Below are 18,999 nucleotides of genomic sequence, written 5' to 3'. Positions count from 1 at the left end.
GCAGTGCTTTTGAAAGGCGCAAGTGGGATTATAGAACAGATATAAAAAAAGCCCGGCGGTAATTGCCGGGCTTCTTCTTTTATCTCTTGATCATGTTCGATTATTCGCGATTGCCCAGGAATGAGAGCAGGAACATGAACATGTTGATGAAGTCGAGATAGAGCGTCAAAGCACCCATAATGGCTTTCTTGCCAGCGATATCGGACGAATCAAGTTCGTTGTAGATATCTTTGATGCGTTGTGTGTCATAGGCGGTCAGACCGGCAAACAACAGGACACCAATGGCAGAGATCACCATATGCATCATGGAGCTTTGCAGGAACAGGTTCACCAGCGATGCCAGGATCAAACCGACCACACCCATAAACAGGAATGTGCCCATTCCGGACAGGTCACGCTTGGTTGTGTACCCGTACAGGCTGAGTGCGCCGAAAGAAACGGCTGTCACAAAGAAGGTCCGCGCAATGCTTGTCCCGGTGTATGCCAGAAAGATATAGGACAGGGACAGACCCATGAGACAGGCAAAGGCCCAGAAGGTCATTTGCGCGGCTTGGTTGGACATTTTATGGATGCGGGCGCTTAGGAAAAAGACGAAGCCAAGCGGCGCCAGCATCACAACCCATTTCAGCGGTGTTCCATGAACAGTTTGCATCAGGGGCGCTGATGTAGAGGCCAGCATGGCCACAATACCGGTTAAGGCAAGGGCCGCAGCCATGTAGTTATAGACACCCAGCATATATTTGCGTAGGCCCACGTCATACTGTGAAACGCGTGCTTCAGCGTGCGACATGGATTGACGGTCATTACCGAATTGCATTTGAATCCTCGTTGGAGCTATTAAGACTCAATCAAAATGAATTTGTTACCACCTAATATGTCATGAAATTCCCGCAATGCAAGGGAAACCGGATAGAATTGCACCGATTTCCTATTCATTGCGCAAGTGGGGCGCGGCCTTTTCGCTTAAAGCGTTCCATGTACCGATGAATCCGGCGGCGATGGTTAAAATCAGGCAGATGCCCAAGGTGAGAATCACACCTTGGGGATGAAAGCGCCAGTTCATATCCATCAAAAAGGTGATGACACCCCAGGCCGCCAGACTTCCGACAATGGCGCTGATGACACCGGTGACAAGGCCAAGGACGCTGTATTCGATTAAATAGGCCTGTAGCATTTTTGCCCGTGTCGCCCCCAAGACCTTGAAGACAACGGCCTCATAAATGCGTTGCTGGCGACCCGATGCCATTGCACCCGCCAACACAAGGGCACCGGCCATGACGGTCAGGCTGGCGGCAACGCCAATGGCACTGGAAATCCCATCCATGATATTGCGTGCGGAATTAAGTGCCTCTTCTACCCGAATGATGGAAACATTGGGAAAACCACGGGCGAGTTTTTGTTCAATATCAGGGGCCGCTTGATCATTGGCATGAATGGCGGCGATATGGGAATGCGGGGCGTGTTCCAACAGGCCGGGGGACATGATAATGGCAAAATCAAAACGCAGGGATTTCCAGTTAATCTCGCGCAAGGAGGTAATTTCAGCCGTTACATTGCGCCCCAAGACATTCACGGTCAGACTGTCACCGATTTCTACCCCAAATCCGTTAGCGAGGCCTGCATCCAACGATATTTGTGGGGCACCTTGATAATCGGCAGGCCACCATTCGCCTTTGATTATTTTGGATCCTTCGGCAGGTTCACGGGCATAGGTCAACGCGCGATCCCCACGCACCGCCCATTGGGACTGACTGTCGATGTTGACTTTATCCACATCCACGCCGTCAATCTGGGTGATGCGTCCGCGCAAAGAGGGCACCCGTTTATACTGTGAGGTTCCGTCGATGGTTTGCAGGGCCTGATCGAAGGCGTCTGCCTGATCACTTTGAATATCAATAAAAAAGAAAGTCGGTGCCTGTTTGGGGAGTTCGTCACTGATTTGTCCGCGCAGGTTCTGATCAATCTGGGTGACAGCGACCAGAACGGACAGACCAAGCCCGAGGGAGAGAATAACAGCAGGGGCCGTGGTGCCGGGGCGGTGCAGGGCGGCAATAGCAAGGCGCATGCCGGTATGGCCCAGATGCGGGGTCTTTTGTGCCAATGTGGCGGTCAGGCGTCCGGCAAGTTTCAAGATTAAAAGAACCAATGCAGCCACAACGACAAACACAATCGCAAAATCAAGGCGATGTGCAGTTGCAAGTGTTAATAAAATTAATAATCCGGCAGCCCCATAAGAATATATCTTGTATTTACGGGCAGGTTCTGCGGTGATCGGTGTCACTTTATCACGAAAAAGCGCACTGGCCGCAACATTTTGTACCCGACCCAGAGGCCAGAAGGCAAAGGCCATGACGGTCAAAATACCAAAGGCGGCGGCACTGAGAAGGGCACCGGGATAAAGTGCCCCATGCGGGACAACGGGAAACAGGCTGGACCCGATCTGCGCTGCGATTAATGGGGCAGCCCCCCCCAAAATCAGACCGACTGAGATACCGATTAAAGAGATCAGGGTGATTTGAACGAGATAGGTACCAAAAATAATATCGCTGGAGGCCCCGAGGCATTTAAAGGTCGCGATGGTGGCGGTTTTGCCATTCAGGTAATCACGCACCCCGGCACTGACACCAACCCCGCCGATCAATAAAGTGGTAAAGCCAACGAAACTGAGGAAAAGGGCGAGACGATCAATAAAGTTTTCCACACCGGGGGCCGCATTATCGGGCGTGCGAATGCGCCATCCGGCTTCGGGGAAAGTCTCTTTTAGTTTCTCTTCAAAACCGATAGCCTGATTTGGATCGTCCAGTAACAGGCGGTAATGATGGCGCACAACGCTGCCGGGCTGTAACAGTTTGGTTTGATCCAAAGTTTGCTGTGAAATGAGAACACGCGGCCCAAAATTGATGACGGAAGCAATGCGGTCCGGTTCTTTTTTCAACACATCGGCAATAAACAGGGTGGCTTCCCCCAGTTTTATTGTGTCACCGACGTTTATTTGCAGGCGGTTGAGAACTTCCTGATCCACTACCGCTTGTGCGGAATTCATGGCACTGTCAAAAGGGCTGGCCCCGTTGGTTTGGACTTGGCCCACCAGTGGGTAGAGTATATCAACGGCCTTGAGTTCCACCAACAGGCGTTTATCCTCGCCTTGGGCCATTGCACGCAGTTCACTGACGTGGGAAAGCTGACCAAAGCTGCTCAGATAGTCGCGTTGGTCATCATCAATGGTGCGACCGGACAGGCGCAGGTCGATATCGCCCCCCAGCAAAATTTTACCATCACGCGCCAATCCATCGGAAATGGACAGGTTCAGGGAGGATACAGCGGCAATTGTCGCCACACCCAAAATCAGGCACGCCAGAAAAATGCGAAACCCTTGGGTGCCGCTGCGCAGTTCGCGCCGGGCCAGACGAAAGGCATGGGTCCAGTTGGTCATTGCGCAACGGCCTTTTGTGTCTGGATGTTTTCAACGATCAAGCCGTCCTTGACCCGGACAATGCGGTCACATTTATCAGCGAGTTTGGGATCATGGGTAATCAGCAACAACGTGTTTTTTTGGGCTTTATGACGACCCAGTAACAGGTCCATAATCTTTTTTCCGGTTTCCCCATCCAGATTACCGGTGGGTTCATCAGCCAATAACAACGCAGGGTTTGTTGCACAGGCACGTGCAAGGGCAACGCGTTGTTGTTCCCCGCCGGAAAGTTGCGAGGGATAATGATCTATTCGGTGCGATAAACCGACGGCTTCAAGTTGTTGGCGGGCCACATCAAACGGATTGGCGATATCGGCAAATTCCAACGGAATAGCGACATTTTCCAAGGCGGTCATGGTCGGAACCAGATGAAAATCCTGAAAGACAATGCCGATTTGATCGCGTCGAAACAGGGCAAAACGATCTTCATCAAAATGGGTGACATCTTGACCGGCAATTTCAATTTTGCCGTTTGTTGCGCGTTCCAACCCGGCAACCACCATCATCAGGGAAGATTTGCCCGACCCGCTGGGACCGACAATGGCAACGGTTTCCCCTTGGTTAATTTCCAAATCAATTCCCCGCAGGATATTGACGTGACCAGCCTGACTGGCCAGTTTAAGATGAATGTCGGTTAAACGTAGCGCGGGAGTTTTGTCCATGAAACAGGGCCTATTTTCAATAAAAACAGTTCTTATCAGATTTGTCCTGATCTTTGGCCTTGTCAATATGGTGTCTGTCCATGCATGGGCGGATGATTTTAAAATTCTGGCACTGGGCGACAGTTTGACGGCTGGATACGGGTTGGATCAAAATCAGGGGTTTACGGTTCAACTGCAACAATCACTTAATCATAATTTCCCGGACCGAGATATCAAAGTGATGAATGGCGGGGTGTCGGGGGATACGACCAAAGGCGGTCTGGCGCGTCTGAACTGGGCCTTGGTGGATAATCCCGATATGGTGATTGTGGAGTTGGGGGCAAACGATGGTTTGCGTGGTCTGGACCCAAAACTGACAGAAAAAAATCTTGATGGCATTTTACAGAATTTAAAAGATCGCGGCATGAAAGTTTTATTGACCGGTATGTTGGCACCACCCAATCTGGGTGGCGATTATGGTCAGGAATTCAATGCAATTTATCCCCGTCTTGCCAAAAAGCATGGGGTCGCCCTATATCCCTTTTTTCTTGAAGGGGTGGCCGGGATTGCGGATTTGAATCAGGAAGACGGTATTCATCCCAATGCAGACGGCGTTGCGATTATTGTAGAACGTCTCCTTCCCCATATCAAAAAGGTAATGAATTAATGGAATATAGAAAACTGGGACGCACCGATATTGACGTCAGCCTTGTTTGTCTGGGCACAATGACGTGGGGCGAACAAAACAGCGAAGCCGAAGGCCATGAACAGATGGATTACGCCGTTTCACGCGGGGTGAATTTCTTTGATGTGGCGGAAATGTATCCCATCAGCCCGCGCAAGGAAACCTATGCAGATACCGAACGGGTGATCGGAACATGGTTTGAAAAAAGCGCCAAGCGTGACGAGATCGTGCTGGCAACCAAGGTGATTGGACCGGGTGGGTTTAAATATATCCGTGATGACGCCAAACGTTTGACCGAGGCCGAAGTTTTAACCGCCTGTGATCACAGTTTGCAGCGTCTGAAAACGGATTATATCGATTTGTATCAAATTCATTGGCCATCGCGCCCGGTGAATTGTTTCGGGCAATTGGATTTCCCCAACAATGCGGACTATTCGGATGCGGTCGCGATTGAGGAAACCTTGTCGGCCCTTGCGAAACTGGTGGAACAAGGCAAGGTGCGCCATATCGGGGTATCCAACGAAACACCGTGGGGTGTGTCCCAATATCTGGCATTGGCGGAGAAAAACGGCTGGCCAAGGATAGCATCTATCCAAAACCCCTATAACCTGCTCAACCGTTCTTTTGAAATTGGCTTGTCCGAATTTGCTGTGCGCGAACAGGTTGGCTTACTGGGGTATTCGCCCTTGGGGTGTGGAACGCTGAGTGGTAAGTACCTAAATGGTGCAGAACCACAAGGTGCGCGTCTGACCCTTTGGCCGGATCGTTATTCACGTTATACCAAACCGCGCGGTCTGGACGCAACGCAAGGATATGCAGAGGTGGCCCAAAAACATGGTTTGGATTTCAGCCAAATGTCGCTGGCCTTTTTGAAATCCAAGAATTTTGTCACGGCGTCGATTATCGGCGCGACAACGATGGAACAGTTGAAAAGCAATATTGATGCCTATGAACTGACGTTGTCCGACGATGTACTGGCCGATATTGATGCGGTTCACAGAAGCTTTCCCAATCCGGCCCCGTAAATAGGAAGGGAGGCAGGACATGAGATTATTTGTCGCACTGGAACTGCCTTCAGCAGTTTGTGATGCGGTTGTCACCTTGTGCACAGGATTAAAAGATGTGCGCTGGGTGGCTCCGCGCAATATGCATTTAACCTTGGCTTTTCTAGGGGAAGTGGACAGTGTGCAGGCGGCTGATTTGCATGAAGCCCTGAACACATTGCAGCTTATCCCGTTTGATTTGCAATTAGCAGGGGTTGATTGTTTTGAAAGCCGGGGCAAGGTTCGGGTGTTGTGGACGGGTGTTGAGGGGGACCGTGTGGCCCTCTGTCATTTGCAGCATAAAATTATGACAGCATTAGAACGTGCAGGGCTGGAACCGGAACGGCGTAAATTTAAACCCCATATCACGTTGTCTTATCTTAATCGTTTTCCAAAAGAAAAGCTGCTGGATTACATCAGCGAGAACAACCGATTTAAAACGGAAATTTTTAAAGTTTCCCATTTTTCCCTGTTTCAGTCTCATTTGACACAACATGGGGCGGAATATGACGTTCTGGAACGATATGGTTCTATTGATAAAAATTAATCAGGTTGGGCAAGGCGAACATCTCGCGAAACGAGATTTTAACCCCGGCTAAATCCAGCATTTCCGCATGACCCGGTCCGGCGTGGGATGCGCCGGCAAAACCAAAGACGGTCATGCCGGCTTTTAACGCCCCTTTGACGCCGACAGGGCTGTCTTCGATGACAAGGCAACGTTCCGGGGCAACACCCATTTTTTCAGCGGCAAACAGGAATAAGTCAGGCGCCGGTTTGCCGCGTGCGACCATTTCGGCTGAAAAAATATTCGGCGCAAAATGATCATAGATTGTCGCCAGTTTTAGGGAATGGGTGATTTTTTCCATAGACCCGCTGGAGGCTACACAGACCGGAATGTTTAAAAGTTCCAGCGTTTCTTCGATACCGGAAACAGGGCGCAGGCGTTTTTCAAAAATATCGCGGTCCTGTTTGCGCACGTTTTCTTCAAAATCATCGGGGAGTTCAATACCCGTACTTTGAAAGACCAGTTCTTTGACCCGTTTCAGACTGGACCCGGTGAAACGGTCCCGGCATTCGCGCGGTGGAATGTCGATATTATGACGCGCCAGTTCTTCAGACAAAACGTCTGAAGCGAGAAGCTCGCTGTCAACAAGGACGCCGTCACAGTCAAAGATTATTAGGTCGAAAGGAGTGCTGCTCATGGTTTGGATGGGTCTTTTTGCAGGTTTTCGCCACAATGTGGACAGTGGGCATAAAAATGAAGTTTGCCTTTTACGCTATGATGCAAAATATTGCGAGCTTCTTCCACAGATATCCCCAGATCTTCTTGAATTTTGCGTAACTGTTCGGCTTCGCCGTGGGTCAAGACACCGTCGGACAGGGCATCATTGACCTGATCACGATATTTTTCACGCCGAAGATGTAATTGTTCGGAAAAAGCCGAGGCCAGAATACCGGCAGGCAGGGCCACCATTCCGATCCCGATGATGGAAATCATTGCCCCAAACAATTTGCCCATTGGCGTAATGGGATAGGCATCGCCAAATCCCACTGTGGTTAATGTAATCACCGCCCACCACATGGAATTGGGGATGTTGGAAAAGACATCCGGCTGGGCCTTATGTTCAAACAGGAAAATCATGGAAGCGGAAAAAACCATCAATAAAAGCAGAACGAACAGAGCCGCCCCGAAAGCGCGGGCTTCTTGGCGCAAGACGGTTAACATGATGGACATGGCAGATGAATAATGCGTCAGTTTAAAGACCCGTAACAGTCTGAGAACCCGCATAAAACGCAGATCCAATGTCATAAGGAAACTCAGATAAAATGGCAAAATTGCCAAAATATCAACCAATGCATTCAAGGTGAAAAGATAACGCACCCGCCCCCAAACCGGGTGTGAAAATTTGGGGTCCGGGCTTTCAACAACGGTCCAGATACGCAGAAAAAGTTCGATGGTGAAAATAAAAACGCTGAAGCGGTCAAAATATTCAAATTCCAGCACCCAGTCTTTGTGAATGCTGGCAACAGATTCCAGAATAACGGCAAGGACATTCAGGGAGATTAAACAGATAATGAAGAGATCGAATGCATGGGAAATGACATCTTTTTGACTGCCGACTTCCATAATTTCAAAAATACGGTTGCGTCTGGTTTGGTTGTAACCTTGTGCTTGAAAGCTGGGTTCCAGAGGGGCGACCGCATCCAATATATCGTTCTCACGCCGTCCAACGGATTTGTTTTGATCCTGAACGGGAGATGTGCGTCGATCTGCCCCCGATCGTCTGTCAAAATCAGTCATACCCTTGCCCTGTCTTTTATATTTACAGGGTAAGGGTAGGATAAAAAAGTGAAAGAAGGGTTATTGTCAGGTTAAACAGCCACAGTTTTCTTCAACCGGCTTATCGCCTGGGCAACGGCTACCCGCCAAGGTGACGATGGATAAGAGGCTACAGGCTGCCGCACTCCACAATCCGATTTCACTGTAGCCGGTTTTTTCCATCGCAATTCCGGCCAAGACAGGGCCGACGATTTGTCCGACACCATAAGACACCACCAAAATTCCGATCAGGGCCGATGGATTGTGTGGTGATAATTTACCACCAAGGGCCAGAACCACGGTGACGATCCCCATGAAACAGGCGCCAAACAGGAAGCCACCGATCAATGCGCTGGCGGTTGACGGCCAAATCACAGGCAGGGCACAACCGAGCGCCTGCAACAGATAGGCCAGTGTCAGGGCGCGGAAATCACCAAGTTTAACCGCACTACGCATCCAGAAATAACAAGACGGTGCCAAGGCAACCCCCAGCAAAATCCAGGCGAGGTTGCGACTGTCTGACAAGGAAGGGCTTTGCGCCATAATCGAAATGATAAAGGTTGTGCCAATTGAGAAAGTCGCCCCGGCAAAACCGTAGGAAATGAGTAAAAACAAGATGGGTTTGGAACGCATGCTGACGGCATCGGCATGTGCGGCTGGGGCGGTATTCAGGTTATGAACATTCATCCAGAACAGGCAGGGCAGGGCGAGCAGTAAACCGATGCCCCCGACCAGTAACCAACCTTGATCCCAGCTCATAATCGGTTCAATCAGGGTGAGGACCGTTCCGCTGAGGACAACCCCCAACCCGACACCGCTGAAATGAATACCGATGAAATCGGGACGATGGCGTTGTTTCAGGTGGTCTAAAATAATCGCTGTCCCAATGACCATCCCGGCTGCACTGGTCAATCCGCCGAAATAGCGCAAGACAGACCAGATGATAACATGATCGCTCAGGGCCATTGCGGCGGTGGTCAGGACGGCAAAAACAATACCAAGGCGGAAATAAAACAGCTTTTTTAAAGGATCGCGCAAGCGACTGGCAAATAAAGCGCCGCTGAGATATCCGGCATAGTTGGAGGCCGCAAGAAATCCGGCCCCATCATCCCCCAACCCGGTGGCTGCCTGCATGGCGGGCAGTAACGGGGTCATGGCAAAGCGGGCAATCCCCATAACAAGGATTAACGACGAGATACCGGCACAAAGCAATTTCCAGGTTGCCAGACGTTGGGACATGATGTGTTACCACCCTATTTATTTTTTTGTTTGATTGACGAACAAAGTGTAGGGGAAATAAAAAATCATTACAAATGATTTGTTTTGATGCTATCGTTCATAAAAAGTGATAATAGGATGTTCCTATGGAAATTTCAGCCTTGAAAGTCTTTATTGCCGTTGCAGAAAATGCCAGTGTTTCGGGCGCAGCACAGCAATTACATTGTGTGCAATCCAATGTGACCGCGCGCATTAAAAAACTGGAAGAAGAACTTGGGGTCAGTTTGTTTTTGCGCAAAAGCCGGGGGATGGAACTGAGCAGTCAGGGCCGTGTCTTACTGGATCATGCCTATCGTTTACTGGATATGGAACGCCAAGCCAGCCGGGCCGTGCGGGCCAGTGTGGAAGATGGCGGCACCTTGTCACTGGGGTCGATGGAAACGGCAATGGCGGTTCGCCTGCCCCGTCTGTTAAAGGAATTTCATAAACGCCAGCCCCGCACACAATTGTCGGTGTGCACCGGAACAACGGACGAAATGATTGCGCAGGTTCTGAATCATCAGCTTGATTGTGCGATTGTGGGTAGTGCGGTGCAAAGTGACGATATTGTGCAATATCCGTTTTTTACAGAACGTTTGGTTCTGGTCAGTGCCACAGGCAGTGCCCCGGATAATACGCTTTTGGTTTATCGACAAGGGTGTGCCTATCGTGCGCGTGCCGAAGAATGGCTGCGCCGTGAAGGGCGTTTGCCCTATAAGGTTATGGAATTTGGCACACAGGAAGGGATTATCGGCTGCGTTTCTGCCGGTTTGGGCATTACACTTTTGCCCGAAGAAGTCGCACGCAATTTATCGAGCGATATCTCAATCTCACTTGTTCCCGATGATATCGCATTGGTGCAGACCTATCTGATCTGCAATAAATCCACCATTCAGACAAAACCCATGAAGACCTTGCTGGAACTGGCAACGCATTGTTCGGAGGTGGAAGCCGCTTAAGCCATCATTGGATTTGGCAAGGTGGTATCGCTGAAAACAGGCAGGCGGCGGGCATTAAACAGTTGATAGTGCCACCATTCATTGCGGAAAAAATCCCAACCAGCCGTGGTCATAATGCCCATTAACAGGCAGCGGTTTTTCTGTGCCTCGATGGACACTTCCATATTGCCGTGGTGGGACAGCGGTGTGAAGGCGTCAAAGCCTGTGCCCATATCCAGATCGTTTCCATTTTCGTCTGTCAGGGTTACGTCAATGGCGGCCCCCCGTGAATGGGGGGAACCACGCCGTGGGTCTGCCAGAAATTCCGGGTCCGGGGTGTGGTTCCACAAGGCCCATTGGGCTTCAGATGGGCGAAAGGCATCGAAAATGCGAAAGCGATAGCCAAACGGTTGGGCAAGGACAATGGCGTTGCGCAGCAGTTCTTCTGCTTCTTCATGCAAGTAGCAATGGGGATTTGTGTAAACAGGCGCGTTGGTGAAATTATCGGTTGTGGCGTATTTCAAATCCAGAATGACGTTGTGGGTTTCTTCGGTAATTTCGATAAGGGCCATATTGCCAACCTTGAAGGTTAAACGGTTTTCACAGTATAAGAAGCCGGAGATCTTTGAAAAAGGTGAAAGCACCCATGAAAATTTTGGCGATGGATACAGCAGCGGCGTCTTGTTCGGTTGCGATTTGGCAGGATAATAATGTTACTCATTCTGTTTTGCAAGAAATGACACGCGGGCATGCCAGTGAGCTTTTGCCGATGATTTCTGACATGTTGGATGAGGCTGGCTTAAGCGTCAAGGACATGGGTGCCTTGGCGGTAACGGTTGGGCCGGGGGCGTTTACCGGGTTGCGCATTGGTTTGGCGGCGGCGCGTGGGTTTGGCGTTGCCAGTGGCCTGCCGGTCATTGGTGTCACGACATTGGAAGCCCTGGCCTTCGGTGTTGGAAAACAGGATTGCCCGATTTTATGTGCCTTGGATGCCAAGCGGGCTGATCTTTATTGCCAATTGTTTGATGGGAAGGGACAACCTTGTACACAGGCACAGGCCTTATTGCCGGAAAATGTGGTTAAAATTCTGCCTGATAATTGCCCAAAGGTTGTGGTTTGTGGCGATTCTTTTGACCGGATTAAAGACCTGTTGGAAGCCCGTGGGGTGGAAGCTGTCTGTAGCCATGTCACTTTGCCCGAAGCCCGTTATGTCGTGCAAATTGCAGCGGCCAAAGGATTGCCGAATGCGGATCAAGCCCGCCCGTCTGCCTTTTACATTCGTCCACCGGATGCGGCTTTACCCAAAAACGGCGGGCGTTTGCGTCCATGAACATATGTGAATTGGGTCTGGGTCATTGTGCGGTAATTGCGAATTTACACGCAGAAAGTTTTACAGAAAACTGGTCAACACAGGCTTTTGCGGATTTGGTTGGTTTGCCGGCAACATTTGGCTTTTTGGCTTTTGATTGCGAAAATGACGATCCTTTTGGATTTATTCTGTGTCAAGGCGATAACATAGAAGCTGAAATCATCACGATTGCGACCCGGCCCGCGATCCGTCGACAAGGGGTGGCCGGTGCTTTGTTAAAGGCCGCTTGTGCGCAAACCGCACGTATGTTTCTAGAAGTCGCAACAGATAATCTATCGGCGATTTCCTTTTATGAAAAACACGGTTTTGCTAAAATCGGGGTGCGTAAAAATTATTATAAACGCTCTGATGGCGCGCTTGTGAATGCCTTGGTTTATGAGTTCACGGCCTGATTTGGCGGCTCAAGATCGTGGCAATCGTTGTGAGTAAATCATCAATATCAAACGGCTTTGCGATATAGGACTGGAACCCGGCTTGCAAGGCAAGTTGTCTTTGGTTTTTCGCCCGGTTGGCAGAAAGTGCAATGACGGGAATGTCACAGGTTACGTCATCGTTTTTCAAAACATGCAGGCTGCTGAACCCATCCATGCCCGGCAGGTTGAGATCCATCAAAATAATATCGGGGAGTTCTTCATAGGCGAGATTTATCCCTTCCTCCCCCGTGTGTGCGCTTATAAATTCAACCATATCGTAATGGCTGAATGTATCATTTAACAGACTGCAATTGCTTTCGTTATCGTCGATATAAAGAATACGCCATGATCCCGCAGGCAGGATCGGCAAAACCTGTATTCCGTTTTCAGAATCTTCAACCGAGATGCAGACCGGGATTTCAATGCTGAAGGTTGATCCCTGATTGAGGACACTTTCAACGGTAATTTGCCCGTTCATGGTTTCAATCAGCTTTTTCGTAATGGACAGGCCGATACCGGTCCCTTCGATATCCCCATTTTCATGTCCGAGGCGGTTAAACGGTAGAAAGACCTGATCAAGCTGGCTTTGTGCAATACCGGCACCGGTATCGGCAACGGACAGTTTGATATAAGGGCCATTGATTTCAGCACTTAAGGTGATTTGCCCGCCTTTGACATTATATTTCAAGGCGTTGGACAACAAATTCATCAACACTTGCTTGAAACGTACAAAATCGGCAAAGGCGAGGGGTAGGTCTTTAGAGGTAATATTGTCACAGATACGAATTTTGCGCTTTTGCGCCTGTGGTGTAATCAGGGTTAAGCAGTCCTGAATGGCCTTTTTGACGTCGATGGGTTCTAAAGACAGGGAAAACCCTTGTGTTTCAATGCGCGAAAGATCCAGAATATCATTGATGAGGGAAAGAAGATGTTGCCCGGCATTGTGGATTTGTTTGACCTTATCGCTTTGGCCTGCGCTTAAAGGCTCATTATTTCCTAAATTCAGTAATTGGGAAAACCCGATAATGCTATTCAGGGGTGTGCGTAATTCGTGGCTCATCGAGGACAGGAACTCGGACTTTGCATGGTTGGCTTGTTCGGCTTCTTTCTTGGCCTGCAAAAGTTCCTGTGCGATTTTCTTTTCATGGGTTAAATCACGACAGATGGCGCTGAAAAGGATGCGGTCTTCCATATGGGTTTGACTGACCGCCAGATGAAGCGGGAACAGATCGCCGTTTTTACGTTTTGCCGTGACTTCACGCCCGACTCCTAAAACAGTTGATCGACCTGTCTTTAAAAGGTTGCTGACATAGCCATCATGTTTCTTTCCCTCATTATCCGGCATAAGCATGGCGATATCTGCACCGATGACTTCGTCGGGGGTATAGCCGAATATATGTTGCGCGGACTCGTTAAAGGTATCAATGATGCCGGTTTCGTCGATTACGATAATACCATCGGCGGCGTTTTCCACGGTCATGCGCAGACGTTCTTCTTTTTCTTTAAGCTCTTTTGTGCGTTCTGCAACCCGTTGTTCAAGGTCGTGGTTTAATTTGCGCACCTCTTGTTCGGCGTTCAGGGTTTCCTGCAATCCGGTGTGGATTTTACGTCCACCAAAACCAATGAGAAACAAACCGATCAGCCAGACGCTGCCATGTGTTGCATAAAGAACCTGATTTTGTGCGGCTTGATGTTGAAGGTAGGATTTCATCGGGATCGCGACACTGACGCCACCGCGAATATCACCTTCGCGAAACCCAAGATGACCGTGGCATTTTTCACAGCCCTTGGTCATAATCATGGGGCGCATCAGGCGCAAAAAAGGTTCGCCGTCGATTTCGGTTAATTCGCTGACTTCTTTCACACCGTCTTCAATAAAGGATTTTAGGGTTTTGCTTTCCCATGTGTCCGGCGCATTTTCAGGTCGCAGCAGGACCAACCCGGTGATGTGACCGCGTGTCCCGTATAATTCGTTATAATTATCCATAAGCTGACGGACCATATAGGCCGGGTTCATCAGGGTCAGCTTTTTCCCCGATGGTGTTTCAATATCACGTTCCGGAATATGGGCCAGATAAGGGGAGGGCGGCGTATGGTCGCTAATCGGGACGTAGACACCGCCATGACGGGTGCCCCACAGTCGAAAGCCCATGTCCTTGTTGTACATGGCAAGAGCTTCCTTGCGGGCGAGGTTCATAACTTCTTCTTCGGCCTTATGCGTGTTCCAGGCTAAAGAGGCAGCAACAACAATTGTCCATAAAACAGCAAACAGAACGATCAGGGGGAGGATCGTGCGTCCTTTGTCAGGGGTATCTGTTTTTTGAGCGTCCATTGATCAAGCGCTTTATATTTTGTTTTTCTACAGGAAATATAGCAAATTGAATGCCTGTTGAACAGAAGGCAACCAATTTTACTTTTTTTGAATAAGCAGTTTATATGTTTTGCGTTCAGGTTGGGCTGTAATGTCTAAAACCTTATGGCCGAGTTCTTCTGCGGATAGAGGAACGTTTTTTAATGGCTCGCCTTCATTTAATAAAACTTCGAGAATTTGACCGGATTTCATTTTTTCGATTTTTAATTTTGTCTTCACGAATGTCATGGGACATGTATCTGAAGTAATGTCTATAGACTCATCAATCTGAATTTCTTGGTCGTTATTACTGTTCATTAGCATTTTATACTTGTAACCCCTTTTATGATTTGAATATAAGACCTATATAAAAACGACCAAACATAATAATTGGAGTTGGTTTTAGCATGAGCGAACAACCGAGCAAACTAGAACTTTTGGAGCTGACATCCAAAATTGTTTCTGCCCACGTTGGCAATAATTCTGTCAGTCCGACCGATTTGCCGCAATTGATTGAAGACGTTTATAGATCTCTGAGTTCAGTTGGTGAAAAATCCGACATGAAAGAGAAACTTCTTCCAGCGGTTCCTGTGAAAAAGTCTATTCAACAGGATTACATTATCTGTCTGGAAGATGGTAAAAAATTGAAAATGTTGAAGCGCCATTTGAAAACCGCTTACAACATGACACCCGAAGAATATCGCGAAAAATGGAATTTATCGTCTGATTATCCGATGGTTGCACCCAATTATGCGGAACATCGCAGCAGTTTGGCGAAAAAAATCGGCTTAGGAACGCGCGCACGCGCCAAATAATTGTTTTCAACAGATTTGATCTTGGCTTTAGGGTATTGGCTTTCAAGGATTTCTATGTCTTGAAAGCTATAATCTTTAGTTTAGAAGCATAATAAATTCTAAAATAGTGCTCCTTTACATTGACATAAATATCTCAGTAGGCATTATTATTGAAGCGGTGATTCGCATTCGCAATTGCTGAAATTTAGAATTTTCAGATATAGGGCTTAGGGAAAATGACAGATTCTCGTATCGAAGAAATGTGCATTGAAAAAGGCATGAAAATGACCGGGCAACGACGTGTGATTGCCAAAGTTCTTTCCGATGCGAACGATCACCCTGATGTTGAAGAAGTCTATCGCCGTTCCAGTGAAGTTGACCCGAAAATTTCTATCGCAACGGTTTACCGCACGGTCCGTTTGTTTGAAGAAGCCGGGATCGTTGAACGCCTTGATTTTGGCGATGGACGCGCGCGTTATGAAGAAGCCTCCGAAGATCATCACGATCATTTAATTGATGTGCAAAGCGGCAAGATCATTGAATTTCACGATGATGAAATTGAGGAGCTTCAGCGCAAAATCGCAGAAAAGCTTGGATACGAGCTGGTGGATCATCGAATGGAATTATTCGGCGTTCCGCTGAAAAAAGACTAAGTTTCAGTTCTATAACTTCTGATTTTTTAATAATGACGCTTGTTCCTAAAGACGGGGCGTGGTTTCTGTCGCCGTGAATCGCTTGACTCTGCGGGCGTCTCGGCTTATCTGCACCCCACAACAGTTTTGCAATGTTCATATTATAAAGTACGGATCGATCATGGCCACGCCGAAGAAGGTATTTATCAAAACATACGGATGTCAGATGAATGTCTATGACTCTGCACGTATGGAAGATGTTCTCAAACCCTTGGGATATGAAATGACCGATGGGCCGGATCAGGCCAATATGGTGATTTTGAATACCTGCCATATCCGGGAAAAGGCCTCGGAAAAAGTGTATTCCGAACTGGGGCGTTTGAAAAATATCAAAAAAGTCCGGGATGAAAATAATGAAATGATTATTGCGGTGGCAGGTTGTGTCGCGCAGGCCGAAGGCGAAGAAATTTCACGTCGTGCCCCTTATGTGGATATGGTGTTCGGCCCGCAAAGTTATCACAATTTGCCGGAAATGATCGCCAAGGCCCATCGCGCAGGTGATGGTAAAGGTCGGGGCATTTTGATGACCGAATTCCCCGCCGAAGACAAATTCGATCATTTGCCTGATCCGGTTAAGCCGGAAGGGTACAGCGCGTTTCTGTCCATTCAGGAAGGCTGCGACAAATTCTGTACTTATTGCGTTGTGCCTTATACGCGCGGGGCTGAATATTCGCGTCCCACAGCCCATGTGTTGAAAGAAGCCCGTCAATTGGTTGAGCAAGGCGCGCTGGAGATCACTTTGCTGGGTCAAAACGTGAATGCTTATCACGGCGATGATGGGCAGGGCGGGGAATGGTCTTTGGGCCGTTTGATCCGCGAGTTGGCTGAAATCGACGGGCTGGAACGTATTCGCTATACCACATCCTATCCGGCAGAAGTCGATGATGATTTGATCAGCGCCCATGCCGAAGTGCCGCAACTGATGCCGTATCTGCATTTACCTGTTCAGGCCGGGTCTAACCGTGTGTTGGCGGCAATGAACCGCAATCATACGCGCGAACAATATCTGGAAATTATCGCAAAACTGAAGGCAGCACGTCCGGATTTGGCTTTGTCGTCTGATTTTATCGTTGGTTTCCCCGGTGAAAATGATCGTGATTTTGAAGATACACTGGATATCATCCGTCAGGTCGGTTTCATTCAGGCGTTTTCGTTCGTTTACAGTGCGCGCCCCGGTACACCGGCGGCCACGATGGATTTGCAGGTAGAAAAAGCCGTTGCGAACGAGCGTTTGCAGATTTTGCAAAAATTACTGGGCGATATTCAAACCGATTTCAACCAGTCCTGCATCGGCAAAGAATTCCCGATTTTACTGGAACGTGAAGGTCGTAATCCGGGGCAGCTTGTCGGGCGCAGTCCTTATATGCAGCCCGTCCATGTGGACGCGCCACTTGATTTTGTCGGCCAAATCCATGATCTTAAGATTGTGAGTGCCCGCCCGAATTCGTTGGGGGCACAATTGGTTGATGGCGAAAGGAAACGTGCGTGAGCGACGAGATTAATCTGAATCTGGATTTTGAAGATAATGCCTTGCTGCCGGACTTGTTTGGCGAACACAATCGCAATCTGGCCCGTTTGGAACAAATGCTGGATGTCACCATCCACGAACGCGGCAATCAACTGATTGTTGTCGGGGACCCTGAAAATGTTAATCGCACGCGCGATGTACTTTCCAGTCTCTATAACCGTTTGAAAAAAGACATGATTGTCGGATCTGCCGAGGTTGATGGTGCCATTCGTATGGCGATTGACGGCGATCAGCCCCCTCATGTCAAAGAAAGCGAAAAGAAAGCACGCGCGGCTTTGCCCGATACGGCAATGGTGGTGAAAACCCGCAAAAAACATATTTCGCCGCGTTCTCATCTTCAGGCGGAATATTTGCGGGCTATTGATACCTGTGAGCTGGTTTTTGGTATCGGTCCGGCCGGAACGGGGAAAACCTATCTGGCAGTTGCAAAAGCGGTGGAAGCCCTGACCACAGGCGAAGTGGACCGGATTATTTTGTCGCGCCCTGCGGTGGAAGCGGGTGAACAACTCGGTTTTCTACCCGGTGATATGCAGGAAAAAGTCGATCCTTATCTCCGTCCGATCTATGATGCGCTTTATGATATGTTGCCTCAGGATCAAGTGGAAAAACGTATGGAAAAGGGCGAGATTGAAATTGCGCCACTGGCTTTCATGCGCGGACGGACCCTGTCTAATGCCTTTGTTATTTTGGATGAAGCGCAAAACACCACAGCTGTTCAGATGAAAATGTTCCTGACCCGTTTGGGCGAAGGCTCTCACATGGTGGTAACAGGCGACTTATCACAGGTGGATCTGCCGCATGGGGTGCGTTCGGGTTTACGCGATGCGTGGGAAACTCTCAGCGGTGTTCAAGGGATTGCAGGCATTCAGTTCACTGAAAAGGACGTGGTGCGTCACGCTTTGGTCAGACGTATTGTTGAAGCCTATGATAATGCAGAAAAAAACCGTGAAGATGCCGAAATTTATGTTAAACCGCCACGCAGAAGGCCAAAAGTATAATGCTGGGCGATCTGGATATCACGCATGCAGACGAGGCATGGCCTGATTGTGATGTGTTAATCGAAAACTGTGTCAAAGCCGCGTTGGCCCATTGTCAAACCGATACGCAACATGGCCGTCCGTTTGAGCTCAGCATCTTGTTGAGCGATAATGATCAGGTTCAGGACTTAAATCGTGAATATCGTCAAAAAGACAAACCGACTAACGTTTTGTCTTTTCCCGCCCTTGAATGTGATGAACCGGGCCATTTGATTTTAGAACCCGGCCCCCTGCATCTCGGGGATATTATTCTGGCCTATGGTGTGGTGGCACAGGAAGCATCGGATCAAAAGATTGCATTTGAAGACCATCTTAGCCATTTGATCATACATGGGGTTTTGCATCTTCTTGGGTTTGATCATATCGAAAATGAAGAAGCCGAGGAAATGGAAGCACTGGAAATTGCCATATTAAAAGATTTTGGCATTGCGAATCCTTATGGCTGATTTTTCTCCTTTTA

General features: G+C 48.8%; 20 protein-coding genes. 11 read left to right on the top strand and 9 right to left on the bottom strand.

Going from position 1 to position 18,999, the window contains the following annotated elements; genetic code table 11:
* Nucleotides 1-100 precede the first annotated feature (100 nt).
* The 3 genes from IEW74_RS02280 to IEW74_RS02270 all read right to left on the bottom strand — a co-directional run bounded on the left by IEW74_RS02280 (nt 101) and on the right by IEW74_RS02270 (nt 4,134).
* Nucleotides 101-817 (bottom strand): Bax inhibitor-1/YccA family protein, encoded by a 717-nt coding sequence (locus IEW74_RS02280; protein WP_188660897.1) that lies wholly within the window; start codon nt 815-817, stop codon nt 101-103.
* A 111-nt stretch (nt 818-928) separates the two neighbouring features.
* The gene (locus tag IEW74_RS02275; RefSeq protein ID WP_188660894.1) at nt 929-3,433 is read right to left on the bottom strand and encodes an ABC transporter permease; all 2,505 of its coding nucleotides are present in this window, start codon (nt 3,431-3,433) and stop codon (nt 929-931) included.
* Nucleotides 3,430-4,134, bottom strand: a complete 705-nt coding sequence (locus IEW74_RS02270) for an ABC transporter ATP-binding protein (RefSeq protein ID WP_188660890.1) — start codon at nt 4,132-4,134, stop codon at nt 3,430-3,432. The genes IEW74_RS02275 and IEW74_RS02270 overlap by 4 nt, the downstream gene beginning before the upstream one ends.
* Between IEW74_RS02270 and IEW74_RS02265 the strand changes: the two genes are divergently transcribed.
* The 3 genes from IEW74_RS02265 to thpR are packed head-to-tail and all read left to right on the top strand — an operon-like array spanning nt 4,133 to nt 6,388.
* A complete protein-coding gene (locus IEW74_RS02265) occupies nt 4,133-4,780 on the top strand; it encodes an arylesterase (protein ID WP_188660887.1) in 648 nt (215 codons plus the stop codon). The two genes, IEW74_RS02270 and IEW74_RS02265, sit on opposite strands and share 2 nt — an antisense overlap.
* Nucleotides 4,780-5,823: an NADP(H)-dependent aldo-keto reductase gene (locus IEW74_RS02260; protein WP_188660884.1), complete on the top strand. Its 1,044-nt coding sequence runs from the start codon at nt 4,780-4,782 to the stop codon at nt 5,821-5,823. The genes IEW74_RS02265 and IEW74_RS02260 overlap by 1 nt, the downstream gene beginning before the upstream one ends.
* A 19-nt stretch (nt 5,824-5,842) precedes the next feature.
* The gene (gene thpR, locus IEW74_RS02255; RefSeq protein WP_188660881.1) at nt 5,843-6,388 is read left to right on the top strand and encodes an RNA 2',3'-cyclic phosphodiesterase; all 546 of its coding nucleotides are present in this window, start codon (nt 5,843-5,845) and stop codon (nt 6,386-6,388) included.
* On the opposite strand, the gene IEW74_RS02250 is transcribed toward thpR, so the two are convergent.
* The 3 genes from IEW74_RS02250 to IEW74_RS02240 all read right to left on the bottom strand — a co-directional run bounded on the left by IEW74_RS02250 (nt 6,372) and on the right by IEW74_RS02240 (nt 9,400).
* Nucleotides 6,372-7,043: an HAD family hydrolase gene (locus tag IEW74_RS02250; protein WP_188660878.1), complete on the bottom strand. Its 672-nt coding sequence runs from the start codon at nt 7,041-7,043 to the stop codon at nt 6,372-6,374. The genes thpR and IEW74_RS02250 overlap by 17 nt on opposite strands.
* Complete coding sequence (locus tag IEW74_RS02245) at nt 7,040-8,143, bottom strand: ion transporter (RefSeq protein ID WP_188660875.1); 1,104 nt, start codon at nt 8,141-8,143, stop codon at nt 7,040-7,042. Before IEW74_RS02245 ends, IEW74_RS02250 begins: the two co-directional genes overlap by 4 nt.
* Before the next feature lie 66 nt (nt 8,144-8,209).
* On the bottom strand, nt 8,210-9,400 hold the full coding sequence (locus IEW74_RS02240) for a YbfB/YjiJ family MFS transporter (protein WP_188660872.1): 1,191 nt from the start codon (nt 9,398-9,400) through the stop codon (nt 8,210-8,212).
* 125 nt (nt 9,401-9,525) lie between these two features.
* Here IEW74_RS02240 and IEW74_RS02235 point away from each other — a divergent pair, with 125 nt between their 5' ends.
* A complete protein-coding gene (locus IEW74_RS02235) occupies nt 9,526-10,377 on the top strand; it encodes a LysR substrate-binding domain-containing protein (RefSeq protein WP_188660870.1) in 852 nt (283 codons plus the stop codon).
* Here the strand turns inward: IEW74_RS02235 and ddpX are convergent.
* Nucleotides 10,374-10,928: a D-alanyl-D-alanine dipeptidase gene (gene ddpX / locus IEW74_RS02230; protein ID WP_188660867.1), complete on the bottom strand. Its 555-nt coding sequence runs from the start codon at nt 10,926-10,928 to the stop codon at nt 10,374-10,376. The genes IEW74_RS02235 and ddpX overlap by 4 nt on opposite strands.
* Nucleotides 10,929-11,002: 74 nt before the next feature.
* Between ddpX and tsaB the strand changes: the two genes are divergently transcribed.
* Both tsaB and IEW74_RS02220 read left to right on the top strand, forming a co-directional pair.
* Entirely contained in the window at nt 11,003-11,686 is a 684-nt protein-coding gene (tsaB, locus tag IEW74_RS02225; protein WP_188660863.1) for a tRNA (adenosine(37)-N6)-threonylcarbamoyltransferase complex dimerization subunit type 1 TsaB, read from the top strand.
* On the top strand, nt 11,683-12,117 hold the full coding sequence (locus IEW74_RS02220) for a GNAT family N-acetyltransferase (protein WP_188660860.1): 435 nt from the start codon (nt 11,683-11,685) through the stop codon (nt 12,115-12,117). Before tsaB ends, IEW74_RS02220 begins: the two co-directional genes overlap by 4 nt.
* Here the strand turns inward: IEW74_RS02220 and IEW74_RS02215 are convergent.
* On the bottom strand, nt 12,107-14,470 hold the full coding sequence (locus IEW74_RS02215) for a PAS domain S-box protein (protein ID WP_188660857.1): 2,364 nt from the start codon (nt 14,468-14,470) through the stop codon (nt 12,107-12,109). The genes IEW74_RS02220 and IEW74_RS02215 overlap by 11 nt on opposite strands.
* A 78-nt stretch (nt 14,471-14,548) precedes the next feature.
* Nucleotides 14,549-14,812 carry a sulfurtransferase TusA family protein gene (locus tag IEW74_RS02210; protein WP_229734210.1) on the bottom strand — a complete coding sequence of 88 codons (264 nt, stop codon included), beginning with the start codon at nt 14,810-14,812 and terminating at the stop codon, nt 14,549-14,551.
* Nucleotides 14,813-14,895: 83 nt separating this feature from the next.
* Between IEW74_RS02210 and IEW74_RS02205 the strand changes: the two genes are divergently transcribed.
* The 5 genes from IEW74_RS02205 to ybeY all read left to right on the top strand — a co-directional run bounded on the left by IEW74_RS02205 (nt 14,896) and on the right by ybeY (nt 18,985).
* On the top strand, nt 14,896-15,303 hold the full coding sequence (locus IEW74_RS02205; protein ID WP_188660854.1) for a Ros/MucR family transcriptional regulator: 408 nt from the start codon (nt 14,896-14,898) through the stop codon (nt 15,301-15,303).
* Nucleotides 15,304-15,518: 215 nt separating this feature from the next.
* Complete coding sequence (locus tag IEW74_RS02200) at nt 15,519-15,935, top strand: Fur family transcriptional regulator (protein WP_188660852.1); 417 nt, start codon at nt 15,519-15,521, stop codon at nt 15,933-15,935.
* A gap of 160 nt (nt 15,936-16,095) precedes the next feature.
* Entirely contained in the window at nt 16,096-17,463 is a 1,368-nt protein-coding gene (gene miaB / locus IEW74_RS02195; protein WP_188660849.1) for a tRNA (N6-isopentenyl adenosine(37)-C2)-methylthiotransferase MiaB, read from the top strand.
* A complete protein-coding gene (locus IEW74_RS02190; protein WP_229734209.1) occupies nt 17,460-18,500 on the top strand; it encodes a PhoH family protein in 1,041 nt (346 codons plus the stop codon). The genes miaB and IEW74_RS02190 overlap by 4 nt, the downstream gene beginning before the upstream one ends.
* The gene (ybeY, locus tag IEW74_RS02185) at nt 18,500-18,985 is read left to right on the top strand and encodes an rRNA maturation RNase YbeY (protein WP_188660846.1); all 486 of its coding nucleotides are present in this window, start codon (nt 18,500-18,502) and stop codon (nt 18,983-18,985) included. The genes IEW74_RS02190 and ybeY overlap by 1 nt, the downstream gene beginning before the upstream one ends.
* The last annotated feature ends 14 nt before the right edge of the window (nt 18,986-18,999 follow it).

Source organism: Terasakiella brassicae (assembly GCF_014641495.1).
GTDB lineage: Bacteria > Pseudomonadota > Alphaproteobacteria > Rhodospirillales > Terasakiellaceae > Terasakiella > Terasakiella brassicae.
Note: the sequence above shows the minus strand (reverse complement) of the source record. Positions and strands in the feature narration are given on the sequence as shown.

Bases quoted from the DNA above. Each gene is read 5' to 3' on its own strand.
- IEW74_RS02260 (WP_188660884.1), top strand. From the start codon at position 4,780: ATGGAATATAGAAAACTGGGACGCACCGATATTGACGTCAGCCTTGTT.
- IEW74_RS02215 (WP_188660857.1), bottom strand. From the start codon at position 14,470: ATGGACGCTCAAAAAACAGATACCCCTGACAAAGGACGCACGATCCTC.
- ybeY (WP_188660846.1), top strand. From the start codon at position 18,500: ATGCTGGGCGATCTGGATATCACGCATGCAGACGAGGCATGGCCTGAT.
- IEW74_RS02250 (WP_188660878.1), bottom strand. From the start codon at position 7,043: ATGAGCAGCACTCCTTTCGACCTAATAATCTTTGACTGTGACGGCGTC.
- tsaB (WP_188660863.1), top strand. From the start codon at position 11,003: ATGAAAATTTTGGCGATGGATACAGCAGCGGCGTCTTGTTCGGTTGCG.
- miaB (WP_188660849.1), top strand. From the start codon at position 16,096: ATGGCCACGCCGAAGAAGGTATTTATCAAAACATACGGATGTCAGATG.
- IEW74_RS02210 (WP_229734210.1), bottom strand. From the start codon at position 14,812: ATGCTAATGAACAGTAATAACGACCAAGAAATTCAGATTGATGAGTCT.
- IEW74_RS02280 (WP_188660897.1), bottom strand. From the start codon at position 817: ATGCAATTCGGTAATGACCGTCAATCCATGTCGCACGCTGAAGCACGC.
- IEW74_RS02205 (WP_188660854.1), top strand. From the start codon at position 14,896: ATGAGCGAACAACCGAGCAAACTAGAACTTTTGGAGCTGACATCCAAA.
- IEW74_RS02240 (WP_188660872.1), bottom strand. From the start codon at position 9,400: ATGTCCCAACGTCTGGCAACCTGGAAATTGCTTTGTGCCGGTATCTCG.
- IEW74_RS02200 (WP_188660852.1), top strand. From the start codon at position 15,519: ATGACAGATTCTCGTATCGAAGAAATGTGCATTGAAAAAGGCATGAAA.
- IEW74_RS02275 (WP_188660894.1), bottom strand. From the start codon at position 3,433: ATGACCAACTGGACCCATGCCTTTCGTCTGGCCCGGCGCGAACTGCGC.
- IEW74_RS02235 (WP_188660870.1), top strand. From the start codon at position 9,526: ATGGAAATTTCAGCCTTGAAAGTCTTTATTGCCGTTGCAGAAAATGCC.
- thpR (WP_188660881.1), top strand. From the start codon at position 5,843: ATGAGATTATTTGTCGCACTGGAACTGCCTTCAGCAGTTTGTGATGCG.
- ddpX (WP_188660867.1), bottom strand. From the start codon at position 10,928: ATGGCCCTTATCGAAATTACCGAAGAAACCCACAACGTCATTCTGGAT.
- IEW74_RS02245 (WP_188660875.1), bottom strand. From the start codon at position 8,143: ATGACTGATTTTGACAGACGATCGGGGGCAGATCGACGCACATCTCCC.
- IEW74_RS02270 (WP_188660890.1), bottom strand. From the start codon at position 4,134: ATGGACAAAACTCCCGCGCTACGTTTAACCGACATTCATCTTAAACTG.
- IEW74_RS02265 (WP_188660887.1), top strand. From the start codon at position 4,133: ATGAAACAGGGCCTATTTTCAATAAAAACAGTTCTTATCAGATTTGTC.
- IEW74_RS02220 (WP_188660860.1), top strand. From the start codon at position 11,683: ATGAACATATGTGAATTGGGTCTGGGTCATTGTGCGGTAATTGCGAAT.